The following is a 24,187-nucleotide window of genomic DNA, read 5'->3' as shown; positions in this document are numbered from 1 at the left end:
CACTAGATATAGTGTGGGACTTTTTTGTTGTTGTCGCTCTGTGAGTACATGCCCCCACGGAATTAAGCACTGTAGGATATCGCAGAAACCATACCGATGAATATCAGTATCCCCGAAGACTTTCATCTAAAAAGTAACAAAAGTAACACATATTTCAGTCAACAGTCAACAGTTAGCAGTTAACAACTTGTACCTCGTGTCTCATATAACTTTCAACTTATTACTCAATACTTACTACTTGTTAAAAGGTAACAACCAGCAGTCAGCGGAGCTAATTAGCCTTTACCAAAAAACAAATACCAACGGCTTATAACTAAAACATACTACCAGTTAAAAAGTAACATATGTAACACTTTTTCCCTGCTTTAAAACCTTAACCCCTAACTCAATTTATCAAAGGACGAAAGCCGATAGGTTCAGATTCTACCTGCTCATATATATAGATAAATAAGCCTGTAATAAATCCATTTATCTCAGGCTTATTTTGGGTTGTGAGATAACTTATTTAACGTGATAGCTTCTTATATTTAACTAATGACTCCAGAAAGTAATAATCAGCATAAACTAATGGAACATCAATTTCTGAATGGTGGGGAATACTTCCGACACAATGCATAAGCAGAAAATCACCATTTGTTCCTGATTGTGCCCTGTATGAAGGAGAAGCCAAATTCTTCAACATATTTATGGCTGTATCTGTATAATCCTGATTCTTCGAGAAATTGCCCAGATCGAACAAAGCTGAACATGCTATTGCTGCAGCGGATGCATCTTTTAAGCTTGCTTGAAATTCCACTGCATAGGAGTTCCCTTTTGGTATATAACTTTTCTGTCCTACATTAAAATCCCAAATAGGAACCAAATCTTCGGGAAGGTGTTTTAGATAGAAATTCATAATCTTAATAGCAGCTTCGAGATAAGCCGGGTCTTTCGTTTCACGATACATCATAGTAAAGCCATATGTTGCCCATGCCTGACCTCTGGCCCAAGTCGAATTGTCGCTAAAGCCTTGTGCCGTAACTTTATGGTGTATTTCCCCGGTAAGCGAATCATAGCAAACAACATGATAGCTGCTGTAATCATCTCTAAAATGATTTTTCAAAGTTGTATTTGCATGTGCCACAGCAATATCATATAGTTTTTTATCTCCTGACAACTTTGAGGCTTCAAGTAATAATTCGAGGTTCATCATATTGTCTATGATAACAGGAAAATGAGATTCCTCTCCGTCCCACGATCTGTGATAGTTCCATGACTTTATTGCTTTGGTTTTCTCACTGTAACGGGTTGCCAGCGAATATGCACTTTGTATGATGATCTCTTTATATTCATCTTTAGGAGCCAGCCTAAGGGCGTTCCCGTAGCTACAATACATCATGAACCCGAGATCATGGTGGGCAGTGAATGTTTTTAAGGGTTCCAGACTGGTGGTCCATTTCTCAGCATTGTTTTTCCACACAGAATCCCCAGATAGCTCGTATAAATACCATAGAGAACCGGGAAAGAATCCGGGAGTCCAGTCATACATACTTGTTGTTACCAGTTTACCTTCTTTATTCGTAGTTCTCGGATAGTTGTTGCCGTCCGGTTCACCAATATTCCTTAGCATATCTGAAGTTTGATGTGTCGCAAAAACAGTATTTTCTTCGATAAACTGTTTCTTTTTACTATCAGTACAGGATATACCAATGCACAAAACGGATATAAAAAATATATAAGAGAATACTTTCATTATAATACGATTTAGGTATAGTCTGAGGTTAAAGATCTATTTGATTCGTCTTGCACTGTCGATTATTAATTATTGCTTTCATGCCTGAAACGGCAATAATTAGTTATGACTAAAAGGTTGCGTTAAATATTTTTTTGCTTATAAAATAAACAGGTGGCAGCGTATTCACTACCACCTGCTGTAGTATTATTAATATGAATGAGGATTATTTCTTTACAGAAAATGCATGTATAGTATTACTTTTGAATACTTCTCCCGGACGTAGTATTACGCTAGGATATTCCGGTCTGTTAACACTGTCAGGGAAATGCTGAGTTTCGAAGCAAACAGCAGCACGCATAGGATAACGATGTCCGTGTTTACCCTCGAAGTTCCCGGTCATCCAGTTTCCGGTATATATTTGCACACCTGGTTCGGACGTAGATATATTCATCCGGATACCTGTTTTTGGTGAATAGCATTCTACAGCCAAAGCACATTCTCCTTCCTTTTTATCCAATATCATAGTATGGTCATATCCTTTGCCAAAATGTAACTGTTCAAAGTCAGTTTCTATTCTTTCTCCAATCGCATGAGGAGTAGTAAAGTCGAATGGTGTGCCTACTACAGCCTCAGGTTTACCATATGGGATAGCTGTATCGTCCGTAGGGAGGTAATTAGAAGCGTGCATTATCAGTACATGATCGTTTATGCTCGGATCTCCTTCTCCCGACAGATTGAAATATGAATGGTTCGTCAGATTAAGGATAGTCGCTTTATCAGTGGTGGCTTCGTAATCTATTGAAAATTCATTATTATCTGTAAGTGTATAAGTCATTTTTACATTCAGGTTGCCAGGGAATCCCTCTTCACCGTCTTTTGAGAGATATTTTAATTCTAATGTTTGATTATCAATTTGTTTAGCATCCCATACTACGGCATTGAATCCTTTCAATCCGCCATGCAGATTGTTAGGCCCGTTATTTATAGCCAGCTTATATGTCACACCATCTAGTGTAAACTGTCCTTTTGCTATACGATTTCCCGTACGTCCGCAGACCGCACCGAAATATGGTTCCTCCGAATTCAGGTATTCCGCCAGATTATTATGTCCCAGTACGACATCTGTTAGTTTTCCGTTTTTGTCGGGAACAGAAAGCGATACTATTTTTCCACCGTAATTGATAATGGTTGCTTCAGCCCCTTTGTTATTGGAAAGAACATACATTTGTACATCTTTTCCGTCTACTTTGCCCGAGAAGTTAGCCGGGGTTAGCCCCGATTTGGTTTCATTTGTTTGCATGATATTATTTCGTTAGTTAAATATGTCACTTATAGTTGTTAGGAATATATGCCCTATACTAATTGTTAAACGCAAATATACAATAATATTTTAACGAATCCATTGCCTCTTTTTGTGCATATAAGGGAATGTTTATTAAAAAAATGAAATATAAAAAAGATCCCGGCCTTTCTAAAAGTTTACAAACTTGACACCTTTTTCTAGTTTCTATATCAATTTTAAAATTTGAATTTAAATATTTAAAGAGTTATCGGCTAACTTCTAAAAGCTGGTAGTCGGTATCTTATAGATAAAAGTAGTATGATAAAATACATATATCAACAAGTAGTATAAAAAATAAGCCTGATTATTAAAACAAATAGACAGTTTGGGCTGTTTCCTAATAGGTATGAATTATATATTTCAGCAAAAAGAAGTCTTATTTATTAAAAAAAACAAAAATAGTTCTAATACATGCTTTTATTTTGTTTCTTTGCAGCGAATTTGGGTGCGTTGTGCCCGCATGTAAGGACTATTTCGGAATGAGGACTATTTATGCAGCATTACTTAATCATAACTAATGTTGTTGCATGCAAAATAACAAACAGGTCTGTGACCTTTAATTGTCTCTGTACAGATGTCTGATAAACGGCAACCTAGAACAATATCTTTATTTACCTCAGGAGTAATATCTACTATAAGTATCACTCTTGTGCTTTTTTTGTTGGGACTGACTATATTAGTGGCCTTCACCGGAAAAGGTTTGGCTGCATATTTTAAGGAAAATATGGGGATGTCTATCGAATTGACCGGGAATATGGACGCCGCTACTATTCAGAAAACGAAGGATAAAATAGAGGCCAACCCCTATGTTAAATCAACAACTTACATAAGTAAGGAAGAAGTTAAGAAACAACTGGTGGATGATCTGGGTGGAGATCCGGAAGAAGTGCTAGGTTATGACCCTTCGCGGAGTTATTTCGATGTGTTTATCAAATCGGAATACGTAAATACAGACAGTATAAAAAAAGTTGAAGCCAGCTTTAAGGATTTCAAATTGACCAAAGGCTTGTCTTTTAAAGAAGAGGATATCGCGTCGGCTAATCAGAACCTGTCGAAGGTGGGTTCTATCCTTCTTGTATTGGCCGTTATACTTATTCTTATATCTTTTACATTAATAAGGAATACAATACAATTAAATATATATTCGAAGCGTTTCTTAATTAATACAATGCAACTCGTTGGGGCAACGAATGGTTTTATCAGGCGTCCGTTTATAATGAGTACGGTTGTTTCTGGTATAATAGCTGCTATTTTGGCTAATGTAGCCATAACAGGGGTTATATACTACTTTACGAATGAATATCCCGAACTCATATCAATTGTAACAATGACCGAATTACTGATTGTATATGGACTTGTATTGATTCTGGGAATATTAATTACCGTTCTTGCTACAATATCTGCAGTAAACAGGTATTTAAGAATGACAACGAATAAACTTTATCACGTCTAAAAATATGGATAAGAAAGATTTTGCATTTGGCAAACAGAATTACATCATTTGTGCAGTATCTGTTGTTCTCATCATTGTAGGATTTATATTGATGACAGGACCTGCATCAAGTGTTGAAGGCGGTTTTGAACCGGATATTTTCAGTGCAAGGAGAATCGTTGTGGCGCCGATGATTTGTTTTGCAGGCTTTCTGCTCATGATTGTGGGCATTCTATATCCTCGTAAGAAGGAATTGGCTGACGAGAAGAAAGAACGCGACTAATCACAAAACTATAATTTATAATGAGCATTATTGAAGCAATTATTATTGCTATTGTAGAGGGCCTGACCGAATTTCTTCCTGTGTCTTCTACCGGACATATGATTATCGCCCAAAGTCTTTTGGGAGTAGAGAGTAACGAGTTTGTAAAGGCTTTTACCGTAATTATCCAGTTTGGAGCCATCTTGTCGGTAATTGTATTATATTGGAAACGTTTTTTTCGTTTTAGGGAAGTTCCCGAATCTGAAAATACAGGTTTTCTAAAATATGTTTTATATAAATATGAGTTCTACTGGAAATTACTGATGGGATTCATCCCGGCTGCCATATTAGGATTCATTTTTAATGATATGATAGACGAACTGCTGGAGAGTGTATTGGTTGTATCCATTATGCTTGTTTTAGGAGGTATCCTTATGCTGTTTGTAGATAAGTGGTTTAACCGTCCTGAAGAAGGAGAGCAGGAGATTACATATAAGAATGCCTTTATAATAGGTTGTTATCAGTGTATAGCGATGATACCGGGTGTATCCCGTTCTATGGCTACTATTGTAGGAGGTATGAGCCGCGGGCTCAGCCGTAAGAATGCGGCCGAATTCTCATTCTTCCTGGCTGTTCCTACTATGGCTGCTGCAACAGGTTATAAATTGCTGAAGCTGATAATGTCCGATACAGGATTTGAACTGTTAAAAGATAATATAGGCGTATTGGTTATCGGTAATGTGGTTGCATTTATAGTAGCACTACTGGCTATCAAATTCTTTATTGGTTTTGTAACTAAATACGGCTTTAAACTATTTGGCTGGTATCGTATTATTGTTGGTGGCATCCTGTTGGCTCTATTGCTTTCGGGACATGAATTAACTATCATTTAATGGATTTTATTTCAGGAGAGGTCTTATACATAAATAAACCGCTTAATTGGACATCGTTTGATTTGGTACGAAAATTGCGGAACAAGCTTTGTCGCAGATTGGGGGTTAAGAAACTAAAAGTGGGTCATGCCGGAACACTAGATCCGCTTGCTACAGGAGTGATGATTATCTGCACCGGAAAAAAGACCAAGCTGATAGAAACATTCCAGTATCAGACCAAAGAATATATTGCAACCATAAGACTAGGGGAGACGACTCCGTCTTTCGACTTAGAAACGGAAGTTGACGGAATCTATCCTACAGAGCATATAACCGAAGAGTTGGTTAATCAGATATTGATACGGTTCATCGGAGAGATTCAGCAGGTACCCCCTACATATTCTGCCTGTAAGGTAGAGGGAAAAAGGGCTTATGAATTTGCACGCGAGGGGCAGGAGGTTGAATTGAAGCCTAAACTGCTGGCAATAGATGAAATTGAACTTCTTGATTATACTATGCCTGAGATAAAGATCAGGGTAGTGTGCAGCAAGGGCACATATATAAGGGCATTGGCAAGGGATATCGGCTTGGCTTTAAGCTCAGGGGGACATCTGACAGCTTTGGAACGTACCCGGATAGGAGATGTTACTCTCGATCAGTGCATTCCCGGAGAACAGATAGATGAAGTGGTAGACGCCCTTATGGATTAGGATATCAGGATATATCCTTGTATGTTTGTAGATTATAATAGAAACTAAATTAATTTATATATAGAATATGAAACTTTCTCAATTCAAGTTTGATTTGCCTGAGGAATTGATAGCCTCTCATCCTGCGAAAAACAGGGATGAATCCCGTTTATTGGTTGTCAATCGCAAGACCGGAGAAGTTGAGCATAAGGTTTTTAAAGATATTATCGAATATTTCGATGATAAGGATGTATTTATCTTTAACGACACGAAGGTTTTTCCTGCCCGTTTGTACGGGAATAAGGAAAAGACCGGAGCTACTATCGAAGTGTTTTTACTTAGGGAACTGAATGAAGAATTTCACTTGTGGGATGTATTGGTAGATCCTGCACGTAAAATCCGTATCGGAAATAAATTATACTTTGGCGACGATGACTCTATGGTAGCCGAAGTTATTGATAATACAACCTCGCGCGGACGTACGCTTCGTTTCTTATACGATGGGCCTAGTGAAGAGTTCCGTAAGGCTCTTTATGCATTAGGGGAAACTCCTATACCTAAATATTTGAACAGAGGTGAAGAAGCCGACGATAAAGACCGTTACCAGACTATCTTTGCCAAGAATGAAGGTGCAGTGGTTGCTCCTGCAGCCGGATTACACTTTAGCCGTGAACTGCTTAAACGTATGGAAATTAAAGGTGTTGATTTTGCATACATTACGTTGCATTCAGGTTTGGGTAACTATCGGGATATCGATGTAGAAGATTTGACCAAGCATAAGATGGATTCGGAGCAATTGCAGATTACCGAAGAAGCCATCATGCATGTAAATAGGGCAAAAGATGCAGGACATCGTGTTTGTGCAGTGGGTACATCCGTAATGCGCGCAATAGAAACCATTGTAAGTACAGACGGGCATTTGAAAACCAATGAAGGATGGACCAATAAATTCATCTTTCCTCCATACGATTTTGGTATAGCCGATTCAATGGTAACCAACTTCCATTTGCCTCAATCTACACTGTTGATGATGACAGCCGCTTTTGGTGGATACGACCGTATTATGGATATATATGATATGGCAGTGAAAGAAAAGTATCGTTTCGGTACATATGGTGATGCAATGCTTATAATCTAAATGTTACTGGATAAAGAAATTCAGCATGATGTATTCTTGGGTCTGGGCTCGAATATGGGAGACAGAGGAGAGAACCTTAATCATGCAATAAACAGAATAGAAGAGCGGATTGGTGAAGTTATTACCACTTCCGCTTTTTACGTTACCGTACCTGTAGGTTTTGAGTCGGAGAACCGCTTTCTGAATGCAGTATGCGAAGTAAAGACCAGATTGCGCCCGATGGAACTGTTACAACGGACACAGGAAATCGAGAAAGAAATGGGACGTACTACCAAATCGGAAAATAAAGTTTATGCCGACAGGATAATCGATATCGACCTCTTATTATTCGACGATAAGGTGTATGCCAATGAAAAACTGATCTTACCGCACCCGCACCTGCATGAAAGAGCTTTTGTCCTATTACCTTTAGCAGAGATCGCGGGAGATTATATCCATCCTGTTTTGCATAAGACAATCAATCAGCTCAAGACCGAACTGGATTAATGCTCTTCTTCTGAATGTACAAAGTATGCAGGAAACGACTGTACACTCTCGTTGTGATATCGGTCAGAGGCTGTAACGAAATAATGGAACCCGAATTCACCGACCGTTACCGGAAACGAGTAGCTGTTGGTACGTAAGCCCGTAACCAATATATTGCGGGAATTATTTATATCTATTTCTTCTGTAGGAGAAGCATATATATTATATGTATAAGTTTCGCTACTATCGGGAGCATCCCATTTTATAAGCAGATAACCCTGATCTTTATATACTTGTGTAATGACAGGAGAGTTTGGAGATATATTATCCAGCCATGTCAAAGGCGGCAATTTAGCAGGGGTAGGGTAATAGGTCCGGATAGAATCCCTGACCCCTTTCAGATTGCTTAGAATATTTCCGGTACGGAAGTACGCCTGTCCTTTTACATTATTGTCCCGTGTATATTTCATCTGGTTCAGGATATCCTCTAACGACCAGTTCTGCTCATCCATCTGATAAACTCCTAATCCCGGCACAACAATCCGTCCGTTGCTGTTTGCCACCCAATCGTCGAGAAATGGATAGAAGCGGTGCTCTTTGTAATACATCATAGGGAATACCAAGTCGTGCTTTCCACTTTTCATCCAATGGCCTGCGTCCTGGAAGACGGTTTCATAAGCTGTCCAGCCATCATTGGGTGCCACATGCTGCAATACCTGGTACCGTCCCAGAGGAGAACTGCTTATCTGCACCCAAGGTTTAATTGCTTTTACATTGTCGTAAATATCCGCCACTAATTGGTTTATATTGTCTCTGCGCCAGTCGTGCAAACTTTTCCCATTACCATATTTCTTGAAGGTGTCATCGTCGGGGAACTTCTGAGTATTACTGGGGTAGCGTATGTAATCGAAATGTATGCCGTCAACGTCGTAGTTCTTTATTATTTCGTCTACAATGGATGAAACTAACTTTTTTGATTCAGGCCTTCCGGGATCGAGATACCAGGTTCCGTGGACTTCTTTGTAGTAATCGGGTTTGTCTTTGACTACAGTGCCCCTCCGTCTTTTACCTTTTCCTGTGTATTTCATCTTAGCTTTATCCATCGTGTAAGTCACAAGCCAGGCATGACATTCCATACCTCTTTTATGGCACTCCTCAATGGCAAAGGCCAATGGGTCGAAACCTTCCGCCTGATTAAAGTAGGTACTCAAAGGTTCTATCTTAGACCTGTAGAACACACGTCCCTGTGCACGTGCCTGAAATAACACGACATTGAAATGTTCTTCTTGCAACTGATCAAGAATATCTCTTAATTGCTTTTTCTGTGCATCTACGCTGGTTCCTTGTTTAGGCCAGTCCAGCCCCCAGTTGGTCGTAAGCCATGCGGCCCTTACTTCAGTGGAAGGAACTTGTGCAAAGATCGATAATGGAAATAAAAAGAATATTGATAGTAATCTGAATAATTTCATGCTTTATAATCCGCTAAAATTTACATCGCTGAACAAGAGGGATGGTAACCGCCATGGCGAACTTTCACGCGGGTCATTTCCTACTTCTGCAAGATTTTTCCATAGAACAAGTATGTTGCCTGTAATGTTCATCTCGCTTACAGGAGTGGTTACTATACCGCCTTCGATAAGGAAACCCTCTATGCCAAATGAAAAGTCGCCTGTTGTAGGGTTACTGTTGCCGCCATTGAAGCCTGTTATCCAGATCCCTTTTTGCACAGATTGTAATAATCCGTCAAAATTTTGGCTTCCCGGTGTAGTTTGTATAATGGATGGCGAAGCTATTGTAGGCTCCATATCCATTTTTAGCGAGTTGTATGTGTCTATGAAGTATGTTTGTAATATACCTTTGTCTATGATAATACGCTCTTTGGTGGCGACTCCTTCGCCATCAAACCATCTGGCGCCAAACGAACGTGCAAGATGCGGAGTGTCAATGATTGTCAGCTTGTCGGATGCAATCTGCTGTCCGAGTTTATCTAACAGGAACGAATTCTTTTGTTGCAATGCTGTTCCATACATCGCTCCCATTATTGGAGAAAATAAACGTGATGCGGTGGTGTTGTCGAGCAGCATATCGTATCTGCCCGATTTGATTTTCCGTTGGCCTATTTTCCGTAGCGACCTCTCTAGCGCTGTCTTTCCTATTCCGGTCTTTTTCAGATCATCCCAGTAGATAGAACTATCGAACCAATAAGATTCGGCCCGGGCATCGCTGTCTGTTTTCAGGGCAACCTCTACTGTCAGGTTGAAGGCCGAGTCTATACTTTCTGCTTCAAATCCGTTGCTGGCAATCATGTATTCAGCACCCACACCATCATCATATGATGAAGTGATGGAGATAATACGTTTATCCGATTCATATATTTCTTCAACCGCTTGCCCGGCTATATCCAGTTTTTTATCGGTACTGATGCTTTCAAATGAGTTGTCATATAAGTCCAATCCGTCGCTGCCTCCTTTATAATACCTGTCAGAATCTGGGAGTTGGCGTAAGGTATCCTTGGCCAGATATTTAGTGGAAATGATTCCTTCTTTGATAAATGTTTCCAACCCTGACTTTTCTATGCGATTGGTAGAAAATGTACCATATCTGCCATCGATAAAAAATTCGATATACAATTTGTTTTCAGAACTTTGGTGCAATTTGTCCAGTTGCGTATTACGGTATTCAAACGAATTGTTGTTTGCCGTGATAATCGAAACACGTGAAGCCTGGCATCCGTTTTGCAAAGCAAATCGCATGGCCCATTGCGCAGTATCTTTATGTTGTTCAGTAATCATATTATAATGTTTTCACATGCAAAAATACACAGAATAAGATAAAGCAATTAATAATTAAGAATGAAAAATTAATAATTGGCTCGCAGGTCATCAGTCATCAGTTAACAATTAGAACTCCTTTATACTTTTTGTTCAATACTTACTATTTTGAAAAGGTAACAAAAGTAACACATATTTCAGCTTTTAGCTATTTAGCTATTAGCCATTAGCATTGGCTATCGCATAAGTGGCTTTACTGTAGCAGTAAACAATTTGTGTCTTGTCTACTCGTATCTCATATAACTTTCAACTTATTACTTATCCCAATACTTCAAAGAACTCCAAAGCCATAAGCTTTACCTATAGATAAAATACTCCGGTTATAATAACTCATAACTTGTAAGTTTTTCTACCTTTGTAGCATTCTTATTCTAAAAATAAAAGAATGGAAACATTTCCTTCGAGCCCTTACATTCAGTTTTCCCGTAATCAATGGGCTGCTCTTCGCGACTCGGAACCGATGACGCTCACATACGAAGAGTTATTGACCCTGCAAGGTATCGACTACGAGCTTTCCATTGATGAAGTAGAAGATATTTACCTACCCCTTTCCCGATTATTGAGCTATTACTTCAATGCGCGTACCAGTCGCCAGTCGGTACTGACAAAGTTCCTCAATCAAAAATCGATGAAAGTACCGTTTATCGTAGGTATTGCAGGCAGTGTGTCGGTGGGTAAGAGCACTACCGCCCGTGTATTACAGGCGTTGCTTAGCCGCTGGAAAGAAAACACCCGTGTATCTCTGATAACTACCGACGGATTCCTGTATCCGAATGCGATATTAGAAGAAAAGGGCATTATGCTCAAAAAAGGCTTTCCTCAATCATATGATATAAAGACTTTATTGAAGTTCGTCACCGATCTGAAAGCAGGGAAAAGAAATGTAAAGGTGCCCAAGTATTCACATCTTATTTATGATATTATTCCAAACGAATATCAGGTTATAGACCAGCCGGATATACTTATCCTGGAAGGTCTGAATGTGCTTCAGAGTGGAATGGACTATCCCAATGAGAAGCCTCGTATATTCGTTTCCGATTTTGTTGATTTCTCGATTTATGTAGATGCTGATGAACCGAAATTGGAGGAATGGTATATCTCCCGTTTTATGAAGTTCAGGAAAGGAGCATTTACGAATCCTGATTCGTATTTTCACAGCTTTGCAAAGTTAGCGGATAAGAATGCGATCAACACCGCTAAAACCATTTGGAGGGAAATAAACCGCAAAAATTTGCGTAAAAATATTCTCCCTACACGTGAGCGTGCCAGTCTGATACTTCACAAGGGGGAAGGGCATGCTGTGGATTATGTAAGATTAAGAAAATAAGTCTTATCACAGGGTTAATACATACAAAAGAGGCATCTGTATAGATGCCTCTTTCTCATTTTATCTCTGGTAAGAATTAGTCGATAAAGTCTACTGTTTCTTCTCCAATCATCTGACGAAGTGTGTTTTTTAACTTCACATATTGGATAAACAAGTCATGCTCTGCAACCTTGCTAGGCTCGTGCATAGGGCTCTTGAAGTAGAATGACAACCAGTCTTGTATGCCGCTCATTCCTGCACGTTTGGCCAAGTCTGAGAATAGAACAAGGTCTAAGCAAAGAGGAGCTGCAAGGATAGAATCTTTACAAAGGAAGTCTACCTTCATCTGCATTTTGTAACCTAACCATCCGAACAAGTCGATATTATCCCATCCTTCTTTGTCGTCGTTGCGAGGCGGATAATAGTTGATACGAACCTTGTGGTAAACATTACCGTAAAGTTCAGGATAAAGTTCCGGTTGAAGGATGTTGTCGATAACCGAAAGTTTCGATTCTTCTTTTGTTTTGAATGAACCCGGATCGTCAAGAACTTCACCGTCGCGGTTACCAAGAATGTTTGTAGAGAACCATCCGTTAAGACCAAGCATACGGGTCTTGAACATCGGAGACAATACAGTCTTCAACATTGTTTGACCTGTCTTGAAGTCCTTTCCACATATCGGAGTCTGGGTTTTTGCAGCCAGTTCCCACATTGCAGGTATGTCTACAGTCAGGTTAGGCGCACCATTGATATATGGTATACCCATAGATACTGCAGCATATGCATACACGTTTGAAGGAGCAATGTCTTTGTGGTTTTCTTTCAACCCTTTTTCGAAAGCTGCAAGTGTTTTGTGTACTTCACCCAGAGGAGTGAACACTTCTGTACTACCGCACCAGATAACTACGATGCGATCGCAATTATTTTCTTTTTTGAAGTTCTCGATGTCTTGTTTTACTTGTTCCATCAATTCCCATTTGGTAGGAGCCGATTTTACCCAAGTACCATGCAAGCGTTTTACAAAGTCCTGATCGAATACAGCTCTCATCGGTTTGATAGCTGACATTTCATCTTTAACCTTGTCCAAGTCTTCTTTAGTTAAAACATCTGCATGTTTAGCAGCCTCATAAGCGTCTTCTTCAAAAATGTCCCATCCGCCGAATACGACATCATTAAGATTAGCCAAAGGCACTGCATCTTTGATTTTAGGGAAGCGGTTTTCTTCTCTTTTCCCTAAGCGCATTGTAGCCAATTGAGTGATTGACCCTACAGGAACTCCTTGTCCTTTACGTGTTAACAACGTTCCTGCCATGAAAGTTGTAGCAACAGCTCCAACTCCTACTGTAAGAATACCAAGTTTTCCCTTGGCTTCTCCTACTTGTACTTTTCCCATTTTTAATTAAAATTTTAAGTTATACTGCAACCCGCAGCTTACATTAAATTCTGCTGTCTCATCAGACAACATATAATAGAATAGCATCAAGTGTACCCTCACTATCATTTTATTATCCCAACCCGATATTTTCCATCACAAAGCATTCGCCCGGCAACTTCCATTATTGGTAGCAACAATACAGCTGGCACTATAATATCATCAAAAAAATAAGTACTACTTTTCAATCTAGCTGAAAAGCTGATTTCAACTCTATGAAATCATCTATAATCAGGTCGGCTGTTGCATCTTCGGCATCCTCTTCCCATCCTGTACCTTTGAGCCAAATAGTATGACACCCAAGGCTGCGGGCGGGAACGATGTCTTTTGTGTAAGAATCTCCGATAATCACTACCGAAGAAGCCGGAATTTCCAGGCTCTGGACTCCTAATCCAAATATAGCAGGATCAGGCTTTCTTACTCCAACAACAGCAGATTCAATTATATCATCAAAATAATCCAGTAATCCGAAATCGCTCAAAACAGATTGTACGTTTCCATAGAAATTAGAGACCAATACCATAGGATAACGACTCTTCAATATTCCGAGCAAGGGCTTCTCTTTTTCTATTAAGCCCCTGACAAAGGTATAACATTGTGTCGAAATAGCAAGGCTATAGCCCTTTGTTTTATCATTTTCGGGTAAAAAACCTTTATTAATTAAGTAATCTACCTGTAAATCTATCTTTTTTCTAAGCAATATAAAAAAGTTATCCTCTGCTTCAATAACGGGGTGTGTAGCCAGATAACGCTCGGCGTAGACATAAGCTTCACGAAACTGTTCTTTCGAAACCGGCACTCCATTATCCACATACGCAACCCAAAGCACTTCGGCCCAATGTTTTCCATTACTGTCGATAGTGCCTCCGTAGTCGAAGATTATTCCTTTTATTTTACTTATATCCAACATTCTTTTTCAAATCTTAAAAGGTAACAAAGGTAACACTTTTTTCAGTTAACAGTCAACAGTTATCAGTTAACAACTTGTAACTGCCTGCAAGGCGAAGTAACTTATAACTATTTCAAAAAGGTAACAAAGGTAACATAATTAAAGTCTTTTCAGAGTGTTACTTTTTAGTGAATCCCGTTGCTTTTACTTGTTCGATAATATAGATAAAGATAGATGGAAAATAAAGCAGATAATCTGATATTTATTTTGTAGCTCGAGTCCGGATTACTCCACGAAATAAATCCTCAGGCAGAAATGTTGGGGATTTTTATTTTATCTTTGGAAAAAAATATCATGGAAATACAAGATTGGTTTGTTGCAATTAGTGCTTTTGCTACTTTACTTATGGCGTTTGCCACGTTTTGGAGTTTAAGACAAAACAAAGAACAAGTTTCTGAGTTAAAAAGGCAATGGGAAGAACAAAATACCCCTAAAATAGTACCATTAATCCTAAGACAAAACAGATATATTATTTTGCGATTTAAAAACATATCTAATGTTACAGCTCATGATGTTATTCCCAAGATAAAAATTAAGACTCCACCCAATGAGCTTGAATGGCATTTTAATGTAGAAGAAAAAATAAATAATGAAATAAGATTATTAATAGAACCAAATGGATATAAAGATGTCATCATAAGTCAATATTGGGCGGAAACAAAATATCAAGGTAATATAGATGTTGAAATCCTTTATATGAATAGAGTACCTGAAAAGTTCAATATATCACTTACAGAACTAAATATAGTCCAAGCATATCAGGATATTGATGCTATATCTACAGAATTACGAGGAATTGCAGATGAGATACAACGTAAAAAAATTATATGATGTACCTATAAATTCTCCATAAAGCTAACAATTTTCTCAAAATCCTCATAAAAAGGATTCGATACTTTGGTGCTGTGCTCCATGAAATTTTAAAATCCTCAGACAATAATGTTTGAGGATTTCTATTTGATGGGTATTAAAGAATATTGTTTAGTATTTGAATTATAAATTATCTGATATGATGTCCCATCCATCAAATTAAGATAAGAGTAATTATTTCCTTTCCTTGATACTGAGAATTCTATTACATTTATAATCACTTTACCTTCTTCCCATTGTGCAGGTCGTACAGCTAATAAATTGATAGACTTCTTATTTTTTGTTTTTTCCTTGATATCTGACAATGATAGAACTTGAATCTTATTTTTATCAACAAAATCAGGAAATCCTTTAGTTGTAATAAAATCCTCCTCAATATAATATATACTTGCCATTCTCCATAAATCAGGACGTTTGCCATGTTGCTCCTCAATATATTCAAAATGCGATTTCAGAGCTTGATAGTATATGTTTTGTTTGTCAAATTCTTGGGCAAAGGAATGAATAGACATGAAGATAAATATACAAAAAAAATAAAAGTCTCATAATTAGAGATTTAAAGTTTTGTAAATTTAGCAATTTTTTCAAAACCTTTATGAAAAGAGCTTGATATTTTGACATTGCATTTAACCAAAAGAAAAGCACCTGATTTCTCAGATGCCTTTATATCTTAATGTCGAAGAGTATGCCGGAATACGTTCAATTATCTTTTCTTCTTCATAGCATAAGTCTGTGCTTTCAGAAATTCGCCAAACTCTTTTATATCTGTGAATTTGGCTTGCTCCTCAACCGAAATCGGTTTACCAAAACGTACATAAATAGTCTTACCTCTTTTGTTAGTCGTTTCATGTAATAGACGTATAGTCCTTATTTTCCAGCTTATAAATCCTAATGTGCGATATATCCACGAATTGCTTCCATCTATATACATAGGAATGACCGGGACCTTTGCTTTCTTTATCAATTTAAGAACAGTTGGTTGCCATTCACGATCTTCGGTCTTAGTCAGATGATTGGTTGATACACCTCCTGCCGGAAACAGCCCCAACGGATGTCCGTCATGCAAATGTTCCAGGCATTGCTTTACACCTCCCAGACTCGATTTCAGATCTTTCATCTTATTTCCTTTAGCATAAGGATTGACTCCGATAAAATGCTCGTCCATCGTGTCTATCTGGCTCAGCATCCAATTTACCATCATCTTGTAGTCGCGGCGTTTACCTGCTACTGTACTAATAGCTATTATTCCATCTATATGACCTATTGGATGGTTCGAAACTGTGATGAACGGTCCTTCTTTAAACTGGTCGAGAACTTCATAATTCTCATATTTGCGGATGATCCCCATTTTGTCGAGCATATCATTCACAAATTCAAGACCTGTATACTGTTTGGAGGCATCGTAAATAGCATTTACCTTATTTAGTCCTCCCACACTAAATACAATATTTGTAAGGACGTTTCCAAAGCGTCCTCTCAATATAGGATGCAGGCTTTGTATCATATCCCTGCTTATTAATTTCTCTTTCATACGCCTTTTTTCAGTTATCAGCCGGCTGTGAACCTCCCGTAACTTACTTTATATAATTAAGATATTTGCTGTAAAATGATTTAAACCCGTTCAGCTTCATCAATACAAATTCGAACAAGGCAATTCCCACAACTGCGCAAAGGATACCTAGCAATACATCTATAATATAATGATGAGATGTATATACTGCTGTAAACCATATACCTACTAAGAATATTGTGACAACGGACAGAATGCCCCAGTTACATTTCTTCTTTACTGCATAAAAGAGCACCACTACCAGATATGCCGAATGCAGGGACGGAACTGCCGCAAATACATTAGCATTACGTCCATAGATAGAATTAAATAAAGGGAAACCTATCAGTTCATCGAAACGAACCAGGCCGGCCATATTGCCGGGTGTATTCAATATCGGCTCAAATCCGTAATTCATCGCATACCAAGGTGGTGCCGCGGGATGAACATAGTAACAGGCAAAGCCAAGCAAATTGACAAAAAGGAAGACCATCGCAAAGCGGAGAAACATATCCCTGTCTTTTTTGAAATACAAATACAGACCGAATGCGACAGGAACGGGTACCCAGCCCAGATAAAAAATTCCGGCAAGGAAATCGGCGATTGCAGTTGTATGTAGATTAAAATATTCGCAAGGAATAAGTACTGCTCCATCTACAGTAATCCCGAATAATGCTTTTTCAAGATTATATAATCCCTCTACATCTATCGGATTTACCAGATAGTTAGGGTAAACACGCATCCAGTCGTAAGAAATGCCGAATATGAGAAATGGCAATAATCCTACAGCTAATTTGCGGGTTTTAGTATTAACGAAAAACAACAAGAGAAAAAGGGCGATCAAGAGGAAATGTTCGGGACGAAGCCCTACAAATATACTTGTCAATATAGAAAATAGTATGGTTATCCCAACAACAATAACGCTCTCTCTCAGAGTTGGTAAGGAAATTTGTAGCTTCATTTATTTATTCTCCTGCTTTATCTTTTCTGTCTTGTTCCTGCAACACTCTTTTGCAATGTCTCAGGCGGTTAATAGCTGTGATATTTGAAAATATGGCAACAAAAGCGATCGGAACCACCATTATTAGTATTGGTTCAAACAAAGGAATGCTTTCTTTGTGAGGCACAGCAACACGATAATCAGGGAAGAAGTATCCGAACAGGCCGCAGAGTATACATCCCAGAGCAATAGTCACCACACGCTCGGGACGCTGCATGAATCCTCCTTTACATTCTATCCCTAATCCTTCAGCGCGGGCACGTACATAGCTTACCATCATGGATCCGATGAGGGCAATAAATGCAAATAATGAACTGAAGAAATAGCCTTGCAAAATCAGGTAATAGCAAATACCGAACAATACGACTAATTCGCTGTAACGATCAAGCACCGAGTCGAACAAAGCTCCGTAACGTGAACTCATCTTGCCAACACGGGCAACCTGTCCATCCATCATATCGAATAGTCCGGCAAATAAAATGACGAATCCGCCCCAACCAACGAACGATAGATCTCCTGCATGGCCATAGGTATGTCCGAAAAAGACTTTCCCCCGCATAGCACCACAAATAAAAATAATACAAGCTACGACATTCAGGATCAATCCCGTGGCTGTAATAAAATTGGGGGTTATACCAATCTTTACCATCCCCCTGACAAGAGGGTCAATAATTTTATAAATTATTTGTTGAGCAATATCTCTAGCTTTCATTCTTATTCTTCCACTTTTTAAGGTTTATATATAGTTGTGCATACAGCAACACCTCTCTATATGTCATCTGTATGTTTCTTTTCGCTTTCTATAACTTCTTCTTTTTTATCTTCCGGTTTATTCTTTTTTACAAAATACTTTTTGAAATCCCTGTTCCTATATACAAAAAGACGCTGCATATTGTAGTTCCATCCAAAACCCACGATAAGTGACACAATTATCTTTGGTATCAGGAACACATTATTGGCTATAATCTCCGGAAGGCTTTCCATCGGCAGCCACTTGGTCACCAGTTCTGTTACCAGTACGGTTCCTTCCCTGTTTAAGAACAGATTCACCAGCCAGACCATCACATATTTAATAGCAACGTGTTTTATCTTACTGTCCTGTGCCTTAAATGTCCATTTATAATTTATAATGCAATTGACTATTCCTCCCGAAATGTTACCGAAAAGGGTAGCGTTGCCATAAAAGACGCCAAAGATATTAGTGAGTAATATGGTTACTGTAAAGTCGGTCAAACTAGATAGTTGTGAGGAGAATTGCGCCCGCACAAACATAAAAATCCCTCCTTTTTCAGAGATGGTTTTCGTGACCTTCTTTACCCAATCAGCCATTTTCCTCCTAATAATATTATAAAGCCATACACTCCTGCAAGCACGTCATCCATCATTACACCCCATCCGCCTTTCAGACCCTCCATTTTGCGGATACCCAATGGTTTCCATATATCAAATAACCTGAACAAGGCAAATGCAATCAGCGCATGATATATATTTCCTGCATCGGCAGCCAGAAGGGTTATCCATACACCTACCATTTCATCGACAACAATGCGTGACGGGTCTTTGCCCCAAGAGGGTTCAAGCACATTTGACGACCAAACGCCAAGAACTGTAAATATGATAATTAATGCAATGGTTATCAGTAATAGGGGCAGGGGAGAAACAAACAAAGAAAGGATAATCCATATAAGAGTAGCTAATGCTGCGCCCGCTGTACCGGGTGCAAACGGGGAGAAACCCGTACCAAAGCCTGATGCGATAATTATATGAAAGAGATTCTTTTGTTTCATTTTTTCAATAAAGGCACAAAGTTATCAAAAAATGCATTGATATCAAAGTGGTTAAAAATATATAATCTGACTACATTTAATTTTCTGAAAATGTTTGTCAATACGACATTGTTTACATTTTGTCAATGTTACATATCCGTATTTGCAGATATCTTTTGCGAAATACGTTCAGCAATATACGGAACAGATTTTTCTCGGCAAGGCGCAAAGCTAGGCCAGTCATTAAAATCAATAATTTTGAACGAACCGTCAGCGGCAATGATACAGTCCCCGCCGTATATATCCACATTCAGTACTTCTCCGGCTTTACTGCAAGTCTTCTTCAAAGCGTCCAGATCGAATGGAAATTCTTTCGCGCTCCCGTTTACAGCTTCCAAACCGAATTTGGTGAGGCTTAGATCGAAAGGATAGAACCAATAGAAAAAGTCAGTTCCGTATACCCCGTAAAACTTGACCAGATCTCCTACAAGATGTTCGTTTATCACAGCATTGGGTATATCACGCAATGCAAATTCCTGTAAAATAGATTTAGCTTCTTCTATATTACGTGCATAAGTGACATCCTCACGATGAATCGTATGTGAATCGCCTCTTTTTATCCAGAAAGCACCGGTATTCATTTTCTCCAGTTCTTCGGTAGGGTCGTCGGTCACATCTACGATTATACTTTCAGGATGCGGTATACTGTTATCCATCAGCAAACGCGTCATGGTAGTGCGGGTACAGTTTTCGATACCTGTTCCTGGATTTATGATTATCGCACCGTCTGCCTCATATTGTTTCAGCCGTTTGATTGTGCTTTTGTCGCGGGCCATATTGAAAATATACATCTCGTTCTCCTCGCTCAGTACAAACTCGGATTCGGTATACTCTCTTACTTCATATCCCATGTTACGCAGACATTCGGCCGTAAGGTTGAATATCATACCATCATTACCAATATGGTTGGGAGAAAATTTAGTATTCCTTTTGACTCCTGCTATTCTAATTTTTGACATCTTTATTTTTTACAAATTGCTCCGCCTTCTTAATATCTTCTGCATGGTCTACATCAACAATCTTAACAAAAGGAAATGCTTTCAGATTCAGGTTATCAGTTACCAGCTGTCGTTGGAAATTGCGCATCCGTGACTGCCCTGCTTCGAGGCAGGATTCTAATGTATCTATTGCTTTTGGGGTGAGTCCGTAAATTCCACCCGATATATACTTACAATTATCCGAATTATCAAGAAATCCCTTTATATTCATTTTACTGTCAACGTCCACATATAATGGCTTTTCGTCGTCTATATAGTCTGTTACGGCCATCATTCCGTCATTATCTTCATCTGAGGCAAAAGCCTGTATGAAGTTGCCGAATTCATCTTCTTTGAATATGGTATCGACTGTTGTCAGACAGAATTTTCCATCCCGTAGGAAATTTCTCAGTTCAAAAAAACTATGCATCGAACTGGGGGTAGATTTCACCACAACGTTAAACGGTACATCAAGCTTTAATTTGGATATATAATCCTGAACCTGTATCATTTCCTCGTTAATAATAATACTTATCGAAGAAGCATCATTCTTGAGGAAAATATCAATCAAACGGCGAATCATTTCCTTGCCATCCAGCTTTACCAAAGGCTTCGGCAAAGTAACACCTTCTTGAGCCAGTCTGGAGCCTTCTCCTGCTGCTATTATAGCATAATTCATAAATATTAATATTTTTTGACTAAAGTCAATCAAAAAGGTTTAATCTGAAAGTGAAAAAAATTATTCTTCAGTAGTCAAATCAAGTACTTCGTTATCGCCGCCTCTTTCTACATAGAGTTTCTTCAAAGGGTTGGCATGTGCTTTATCAAATTCTATCCTGTTTCCGAAAGTGTCTATCGCCATATAGACGGCCTGGCGGAAAGACTCTTCCGATGCTTCATTCTTTCCGGCTATACCATAGGCTGTTCCGTGAGCCGGAGATGTGCGGATAATAGGTAATCCGGCTGTAAAGTTAACGCCGTCTTCCATGGCCAGGGTCTTGAAAGGAGCTAAACCCTGATCGTGATACATTGCCAGTATACCGTCGAATTTGGCGAATTCACCTGCCCCAAAAAAACCATCGGCAGGATAAGGCCCAAAACAAAGTACCTTCTTGTCCTGTAATTCCTTTATGGCAGGAGTGATGATATCATTCTCTTCTGTTCCCAGTAAGCCGTTTTCTCCTGCGTGCGGATTAAGGGATAGTACTGCGATACGCGGCCTCCCAATTCTGAAGTCGCGTTTCAGGCTGGCTTCGAAGCGGATAGCAGCGTCCATTATTTTTTCCTTTGTCAATGATTTCGGTACATCAGCCAACGGGATATGCCCTGTTACAAGAGCTATACGGAGCGAATCCTTGATAAGGATCATCAGGCTTTTATCTCCGTCTTTACCGAACCGTTCTTCAAGATATTCCGTATGCCCGGGGAAATGGAAATCTTCACGCTGAATATTATGTTTGTTGATAGGGGCGGTCACCAGGACGTCGATCAGTCCGCTTTTAAGGTCAGCAACTGCCTTTTCAAGCGATTTATATGCTGCTTCTCCTGCTATTGCGGTCGATTGCCCTATTTCGATTTTAGTATCTTCATTAATACAGTTGATGATATTCACTTTGTTTACCACTGCATCTTTTGCACTATTTATCTGATTGAAAGATACAGGTTGTAATTCCATTGCTTTGCGATGAAAGGATGCTACTTTTGCCGAACCGTAAATGACAGGGATGCACATCTCTGCCATCCGGATATCTGCAAATGTTTTCAGAATAACTTCGTATCCTATCCCGTTTATATCACCTTGTGTTATACCTACTTTTATCATAGTTTGATTTAGTTTTTAGATTCTATAACCTGTAGCCATTGTCCGGCCAGGGTTTCGACAAAGTCAACAAAAGTCGGGGCTTTATCGTATTGATAAATTGTACATAACGGATGACCTTTGTGTGGTGTAATCTCGAATGGTGAATAGTCGTCATGTAAATAAACGAAAACTTCTTTTGTTTTATGATTATAGAAAGTCGTATTCCCATTCGTTTCGAGAGCAAAAGTCAGAAAGTCGGACGTATTCATCGGTTCTATACCCTGCAACTTACATTCATCAGCATAGTTTTGTTCCCATCCTCCGATACCGACCGTGGAATCTACCAGCGAGAATGTAAACTGATTGGCATCTATGAAACTCTCCGCCTCCATAGTATTATCTTCGAGCCAATATTCTACAATCCCTCCCATATTTTGGGATAGCAGAATGTGCTCGGGTATAATATTACGCCCCTGGGGCACACAATGTTCCAGTTTACAAAGCCAGCCGATAGTACTTCCGCCGTTGAGCGTCCATATATACTGCCGGAACCGCTGATTGCCGTTCAGCGTAAATTCTACTTTATATGCTTTATCCAATAACCGGGTCATTTTAGGAAAAAGAACGGCAAAGTCTTTCGGCAAAGTCATCTTCCCATCATGGATCCCGTTAAATATAACCTGATTATTCTTCATTCTTTTTACTTTTCATTGTCGACAACATGCCACACGCCGCAAATATATCTTCGCCGCGCGATGCGCGTATGGTCGAAGTAACACCTTTACTTGTCAGATAATCCCTGAATGCCTCCATCTTTTCCTTTGTCGATGTTTTCAGATCCACATTCGGTATCGCATGGAAACGTATAAGATTTACCCTGCATTCGATTCCCCTGAGCATCTGCGCCAGTTCTTTGGCATGAACGAGTGAATCGTTGAAATTATCAAACATTATATATTCAAAAGACAAGCGTCGTTGCTTTGTCCAGTCATATTCTTTTAATAAGTCCATCACCCCGGCTATAGGGAAAGCCTTTTCTGCCGGCATAATGGATAGCCTCTGATCTTTCTCCGGGCTATGGATGCTGATTGCCAGATGGGCATTGCTTTCATCCAGAAAACGTTTCAACTTGGGCGTAACGCCGGTTGTAGATACTGTTATTCTTTTCGGACTCCATGCCATGCCATAATCGGCGGTCATAATTTCGAGTGTCTTTTTCAATTGCTCATAATTGTCCAGAGGCTCACCCATTCCCATAAAGACAACATTCGTCAGATTTTCGGCTTCACGAACCGAATAAAGTTGATTCAATATTTCGTTGGCAGAAAGATTTCCGTTAAATCCCTGTTTTCCTGTCATGCAAAACAGGCAGTTCATCTTACATCCAACCTGTGAAGATACACAAAGCGTAGCCCTGTCGTCTTCGGGTATCATCACGGCTTCGATAAGTTTATCGTTTTCCGTTTTGAATAAATATTTAACAGTGCCATCTACAGATTGCTGAAATTCGAGCGGGATATATCTTCCCACATCGTATTTTTCCGACAACAAAGCCCTGTTTGCTACAGAGATATTTGTCATCTGCTCTATTGATGTTACTCTTTTCTTGTATACCCAATCTGCGATTTGCTTTGCAGCAAATCTGGGTAGACCGCACTCGCCGGCCACGCCATAGAAGTCATCCATGGTCATACCGAGTAAGTGTTTTTTTTCTATCATATTTTTAGTTGAT

The 24,187-nt window shown here is 39.1% G+C and carries 25 protein-coding genes; 8 read left to right on the top strand and 17 right to left on the bottom strand.

Features of this window, described 5'->3' with window-relative positions; translation table 11 throughout:
- Positions 1–505: 505 nt before the first annotated feature.
- A complete protein-coding gene (locus QZL88_RS08145) occupies positions 506–1,732 on the bottom strand; it encodes a glycoside hydrolase family 88 protein (RefSeq protein WP_296939981.1) in 1,227 nt (408 codons plus the stop codon).
- 205 nt (positions 1,733–1,937) lie between these two features.
- Positions 1,938–3,014, bottom strand: a complete 1,077-nt coding sequence (locus tag QZL88_RS08140) for an aldose epimerase family protein (protein ID WP_296939979.1) — start codon at positions 3,012–3,014, stop codon at positions 1,938–1,940.
- 616 nt (positions 3,015–3,630) lie between these two features.
- On the opposite strand from QZL88_RS08140, the gene QZL88_RS08135 reads away from it, so the two are divergent.
- The 6 genes from QZL88_RS08135 (at position 3,631) to folK (ending at position 7,935) form a co-directional block, all read left to right on the top strand.
- Positions 3,631–4,509 (top strand): permease-like cell division protein FtsX, encoded by an 879-nt coding sequence (locus QZL88_RS08135; RefSeq protein ID WP_296939978.1) that lies wholly within the window; start codon positions 3,631–3,633, stop codon positions 4,507–4,509.
- A 4-nt stretch (positions 4,510–4,513) separates the two neighbouring features.
- Positions 4,514–4,771, top strand: a complete 258-nt coding sequence (locus QZL88_RS08130) for a DUF3098 domain-containing protein (RefSeq protein WP_006801434.1) — start codon at positions 4,514–4,516, stop codon at positions 4,769–4,771.
- A 20-nt stretch (positions 4,772–4,791) separates the two neighbouring features.
- Positions 4,792–5,643 (top strand): undecaprenyl-diphosphate phosphatase, encoded by an 852-nt coding sequence (locus QZL88_RS08125; RefSeq protein ID WP_296939977.1) that lies wholly within the window; start codon positions 4,792–4,794, stop codon positions 5,641–5,643.
- Entirely contained in the window at positions 5,643–6,332 is a 690-nt protein-coding gene (gene truB / locus QZL88_RS08120; RefSeq protein WP_296939976.1) for a tRNA pseudouridine(55) synthase TruB, read from the top strand. The genes QZL88_RS08125 and truB overlap by 1 nt, the downstream gene beginning before the upstream one ends.
- Positions 6,333–6,399: 67 nt before the next feature.
- Positions 6,400–7,449, top strand: a complete 1,050-nt coding sequence (queA, locus tag QZL88_RS08115) for a tRNA preQ1(34) S-adenosylmethionine ribosyltransferase-isomerase QueA (RefSeq protein WP_296939975.1) — start codon at positions 6,400–6,402, stop codon at positions 7,447–7,449.
- Entirely contained in the window at positions 7,450–7,935 is a 486-nt protein-coding gene (gene folK / locus QZL88_RS08110) for a 2-amino-4-hydroxy-6-hydroxymethyldihydropteridine diphosphokinase (protein WP_296939974.1), read from the top strand.
- Here folK and QZL88_RS08105 read toward each other — a convergent pair.
- Together QZL88_RS08105 and QZL88_RS08100 are read right to left on the bottom strand one after the other, a co-directional pair.
- Entirely contained in the window at positions 7,932–9,383 is a 1,452-nt protein-coding gene (locus tag QZL88_RS08105) for a family 10 glycosylhydrolase (protein ID WP_296939973.1), read from the bottom strand. The genes folK and QZL88_RS08105 overlap by 4 nt on opposite strands.
- 3 nt (positions 9,384–9,386) lie before the next feature.
- Positions 9,387–10,706: a TldD/PmbA family protein gene (locus QZL88_RS08100; protein ID WP_296939972.1), complete on the bottom strand. Its 1,320-nt coding sequence runs from the start codon at positions 10,704–10,706 to the stop codon at positions 9,387–9,389.
- Positions 10,707–11,130: 424 nt separating this feature from the next.
- Between QZL88_RS08100 and coaA the strand changes: the two genes are divergently transcribed.
- Positions 11,131–12,072 (top strand): type I pantothenate kinase, encoded by a 942-nt coding sequence (gene coaA, locus QZL88_RS08095; RefSeq protein ID WP_296939971.1) that lies wholly within the window; start codon positions 11,131–11,133, stop codon positions 12,070–12,072.
- Between the two features lie 76 nt (positions 12,073–12,148).
- Here the strand turns inward: coaA and QZL88_RS08090 are convergent, their stop codons facing one another.
- Positions 12,149–13,444: an inositol-3-phosphate synthase gene (locus QZL88_RS08090; protein WP_296939970.1), complete on the bottom strand. Its 1,296-nt coding sequence runs from the start codon at positions 13,442–13,444 to the stop codon at positions 12,149–12,151.
- A 223-nt stretch (positions 13,445–13,667) separates the two neighbouring features.
- Complete coding sequence (locus tag QZL88_RS08085; protein WP_296939969.1) at positions 13,668–14,393, bottom strand: HAD family hydrolase; 726 nt, start codon at positions 14,391–14,393, stop codon at positions 13,668–13,670.
- A gap of 333 nt (positions 14,394–14,726) precedes the next feature.
- Here QZL88_RS08085 and QZL88_RS08080 point away from each other — a divergent pair, with 333 nt between their 5' ends.
- Positions 14,727–15,263 (top strand): hypothetical protein, encoded by a 537-nt coding sequence (locus tag QZL88_RS08080; RefSeq protein ID WP_291109417.1) that lies wholly within the window; start codon positions 14,727–14,729, stop codon positions 15,261–15,263.
- Between the two features lie 122 nt (positions 15,264–15,385).
- Here QZL88_RS08080 and QZL88_RS08075 read toward each other — a convergent pair whose 3' ends face one another.
- The 11 genes from QZL88_RS08075 to rlmN all read right to left on the bottom strand — a co-directional run bounded on the left by QZL88_RS08075 (position 15,386) and on the right by rlmN (position 24,174).
- Positions 15,386–15,814 carry a hypothetical protein gene (locus QZL88_RS08075; protein ID WP_296939961.1) on the bottom strand — a complete coding sequence of 143 codons (429 nt, stop codon included), beginning with the start codon at positions 15,812–15,814 and terminating at the stop codon, positions 15,386–15,388.
- Positions 15,815–16,005: 191 nt separating this feature from the next.
- On the bottom strand, positions 16,006–16,833 hold the full coding sequence (locus QZL88_RS08070) for a lysophospholipid acyltransferase family protein (RefSeq protein WP_296939959.1): 828 nt from the start codon (positions 16,831–16,833) through the stop codon (positions 16,006–16,008).
- A gap of 43 nt (positions 16,834–16,876) precedes the next feature.
- A complete protein-coding gene (locus QZL88_RS08065; RefSeq protein ID WP_296939952.1) occupies positions 16,877–17,812 on the bottom strand; it encodes a phosphatase PAP2 family protein in 936 nt (311 codons plus the stop codon).
- A 4-nt stretch (positions 17,813–17,816) separates the two neighbouring features.
- Positions 17,817–18,563 (bottom strand): CDP-alcohol phosphatidyltransferase family protein, encoded by a 747-nt coding sequence (locus QZL88_RS08060; RefSeq protein ID WP_296939951.1) that lies wholly within the window; start codon positions 18,561–18,563, stop codon positions 17,817–17,819.
- Positions 18,564–18,619: 56 nt separating this feature from the next.
- Positions 18,620–19,180, bottom strand: a complete 561-nt coding sequence (locus tag QZL88_RS08055) for a GtrA family protein (RefSeq protein ID WP_296939950.1) — start codon at positions 19,178–19,180, stop codon at positions 18,620–18,622.
- The gene (locus QZL88_RS08050) at positions 19,165–19,638 is read right to left on the bottom strand and encodes a phosphatidylglycerophosphatase A (protein ID WP_296939949.1); all 474 of its coding nucleotides are present in this window, start codon (positions 19,636–19,638) and stop codon (positions 19,165–19,167) included. Before QZL88_RS08050 ends, QZL88_RS08055 begins: the two co-directional genes overlap by 16 nt.
- Positions 19,639–19,766: 128 nt before the next feature.
- Positions 19,767–20,636, bottom strand: coding sequence for a hypothetical protein (locus QZL88_RS08045; protein WP_296939947.1), 870 nt, complete (start codon positions 20,634–20,636; stop codon positions 19,767–19,769).
- On the bottom strand, positions 20,623–21,333 hold the full coding sequence (locus QZL88_RS08040; protein WP_296939946.1) for a sugar phosphate nucleotidyltransferase: 711 nt from the start codon (positions 21,331–21,333) through the stop codon (positions 20,623–20,625). Before QZL88_RS08040 ends, QZL88_RS08045 begins: the two co-directional genes overlap by 14 nt.
- 60 nt (positions 21,334–21,393) lie before the next feature.
- On the bottom strand, positions 21,394–22,476 hold the full coding sequence (gene pdxA / locus QZL88_RS08035) for a 4-hydroxythreonine-4-phosphate dehydrogenase PdxA (protein WP_296939944.1): 1,083 nt from the start codon (positions 22,474–22,476) through the stop codon (positions 21,394–21,396).
- A gap of 8 nt (positions 22,477–22,484) precedes the next feature.
- Complete coding sequence (locus QZL88_RS08030; protein WP_296939941.1) at positions 22,485–23,150, bottom strand: hypothetical protein; 666 nt, start codon at positions 23,148–23,150, stop codon at positions 22,485–22,487.
- On the bottom strand, positions 23,140–24,174 hold the full coding sequence (gene rlmN, locus QZL88_RS08025) for a 23S rRNA (adenine(2503)-C(2))-methyltransferase RlmN (protein ID WP_296939940.1): 1,035 nt from the start codon (positions 24,172–24,174) through the stop codon (positions 23,140–23,142). Before rlmN ends, QZL88_RS08030 begins: the two co-directional genes overlap by 11 nt.
- Positions 24,175–24,187: the final 13 nt, after the last annotated feature.

The organism is uncultured Dysgonomonas sp. (assembly GCF_900079725.1).
Taxonomy (GTDB): Bacteria; Bacteroidota; Bacteroidia; order Bacteroidales; family Dysgonomonadaceae; genus Dysgonomonas.
The sequence above is the reverse complement of the archived record's forward strand: the minus strand, read 5'-3'. Positions and strand labels throughout refer to the sequence as shown.

Bases quoted from the DNA above. Each gene is read 5' to 3' on its own strand.
- QZL88_RS08145 (WP_296939981.1), bottom strand. From the start codon at position 1,732: ATGAAAGTATTCTCTTATATATTTTTTATATCCGTTTTGTGCATTGGT.
- QZL88_RS08140 (WP_296939979.1), bottom strand. From the start codon at position 3,014: ATGCAAACAAATGAAACCAAATCGGGGCTAACCCCGGCTAACTTCTCG.
- QZL88_RS08135 (WP_296939978.1), top strand. From the start codon at position 3,631: ATGTCTGATAAACGGCAACCTAGAACAATATCTTTATTTACCTCAGGA.
- QZL88_RS08130 (WP_006801434.1), top strand. From the start codon at position 4,514: ATGGATAAGAAAGATTTTGCATTTGGCAAACAGAATTACATCATTTGT.
- QZL88_RS08125 (WP_296939977.1), top strand. From the start codon at position 4,792: ATGAGCATTATTGAAGCAATTATTATTGCTATTGTAGAGGGCCTGACC.
- truB (WP_296939976.1), top strand. From the start codon at position 5,643: ATGGATTTTATTTCAGGAGAGGTCTTATACATAAATAAACCGCTTAAT.
- queA (WP_296939975.1), top strand. From the start codon at position 6,400: ATGAAACTTTCTCAATTCAAGTTTGATTTGCCTGAGGAATTGATAGCC.
- folK (WP_296939974.1), top strand. From the start codon at position 7,450: ATGTTACTGGATAAAGAAATTCAGCATGATGTATTCTTGGGTCTGGGC.
- QZL88_RS08105 (WP_296939973.1), bottom strand. From the start codon at position 9,383: ATGAAATTATTCAGATTACTATCAATATTCTTTTTATTTCCATTATCG.
- QZL88_RS08100 (WP_296939972.1), bottom strand. From the start codon at position 10,706: ATGATTACTGAACAACATAAAGATACTGCGCAATGGGCCATGCGATTT.
- coaA (WP_296939971.1), top strand. From the start codon at position 11,131: ATGGAAACATTTCCTTCGAGCCCTTACATTCAGTTTTCCCGTAATCAA.
- QZL88_RS08090 (WP_296939970.1), bottom strand. From the start codon at position 13,444: ATGGGAAAAGTACAAGTAGGAGAAGCCAAGGGAAAACTTGGTATTCTT.
- QZL88_RS08085 (WP_296939969.1), bottom strand. From the start codon at position 14,393: ATGTTGGATATAAGTAAAATAAAAGGAATAATCTTCGACTACGGAGGC.
- QZL88_RS08080 (WP_291109417.1), top strand. From the start codon at position 14,727: ATGGAAATACAAGATTGGTTTGTTGCAATTAGTGCTTTTGCTACTTTA.
- QZL88_RS08075 (WP_296939961.1), bottom strand. From the start codon at position 15,814: ATGTCTATTCATTCCTTTGCCCAAGAATTTGACAAACAAAACATATAC.
- QZL88_RS08070 (WP_296939959.1), bottom strand. From the start codon at position 16,833: ATGAAAGAGAAATTAATAAGCAGGGATATGATACAAAGCCTGCATCCT.
- QZL88_RS08065 (WP_296939952.1), bottom strand. From the start codon at position 17,812: ATGAAGCTACAAATTTCCTTACCAACTCTGAGAGAGAGCGTTATTGTT.
- QZL88_RS08060 (WP_296939951.1), bottom strand. From the start codon at position 18,563: ATGAAAGCTAGAGATATTGCTCAACAAATAATTTATAAAATTATTGAC.
- QZL88_RS08055 (WP_296939950.1), bottom strand. From the start codon at position 19,180: ATGGCTGATTGGGTAAAGAAGGTCACGAAAACCATCTCTGAAAAAGGA.
- QZL88_RS08050 (WP_296939949.1), bottom strand. From the start codon at position 19,638: ATGAAACAAAAGAATCTCTTTCATATAATTATCGCATCAGGCTTTGGT.
- QZL88_RS08045 (WP_296939947.1), bottom strand. From the start codon at position 20,636: ATGTCAAAAATTAGAATAGCAGGAGTCAAAAGGAATACTAAATTTTCT.
- QZL88_RS08040 (WP_296939946.1), bottom strand. From the start codon at position 21,333: ATGAATTATGCTATAATAGCAGCAGGAGAAGGCTCCAGACTGGCTCAA.
- pdxA (WP_296939944.1), bottom strand. From the start codon at position 22,476: ATGATAAAAGTAGGTATAACACAAGGTGATATAAACGGGATAGGATAC.
- QZL88_RS08030 (WP_296939941.1), bottom strand. From the start codon at position 23,150: ATGAAGAATAATCAGGTTATATTTAACGGGATCCATGATGGGAAGATG.
- rlmN (WP_296939940.1), bottom strand. From the start codon at position 24,174: ATGATAGAAAAAAAACACTTACTCGGTATGACCATGGATGACTTCTAT.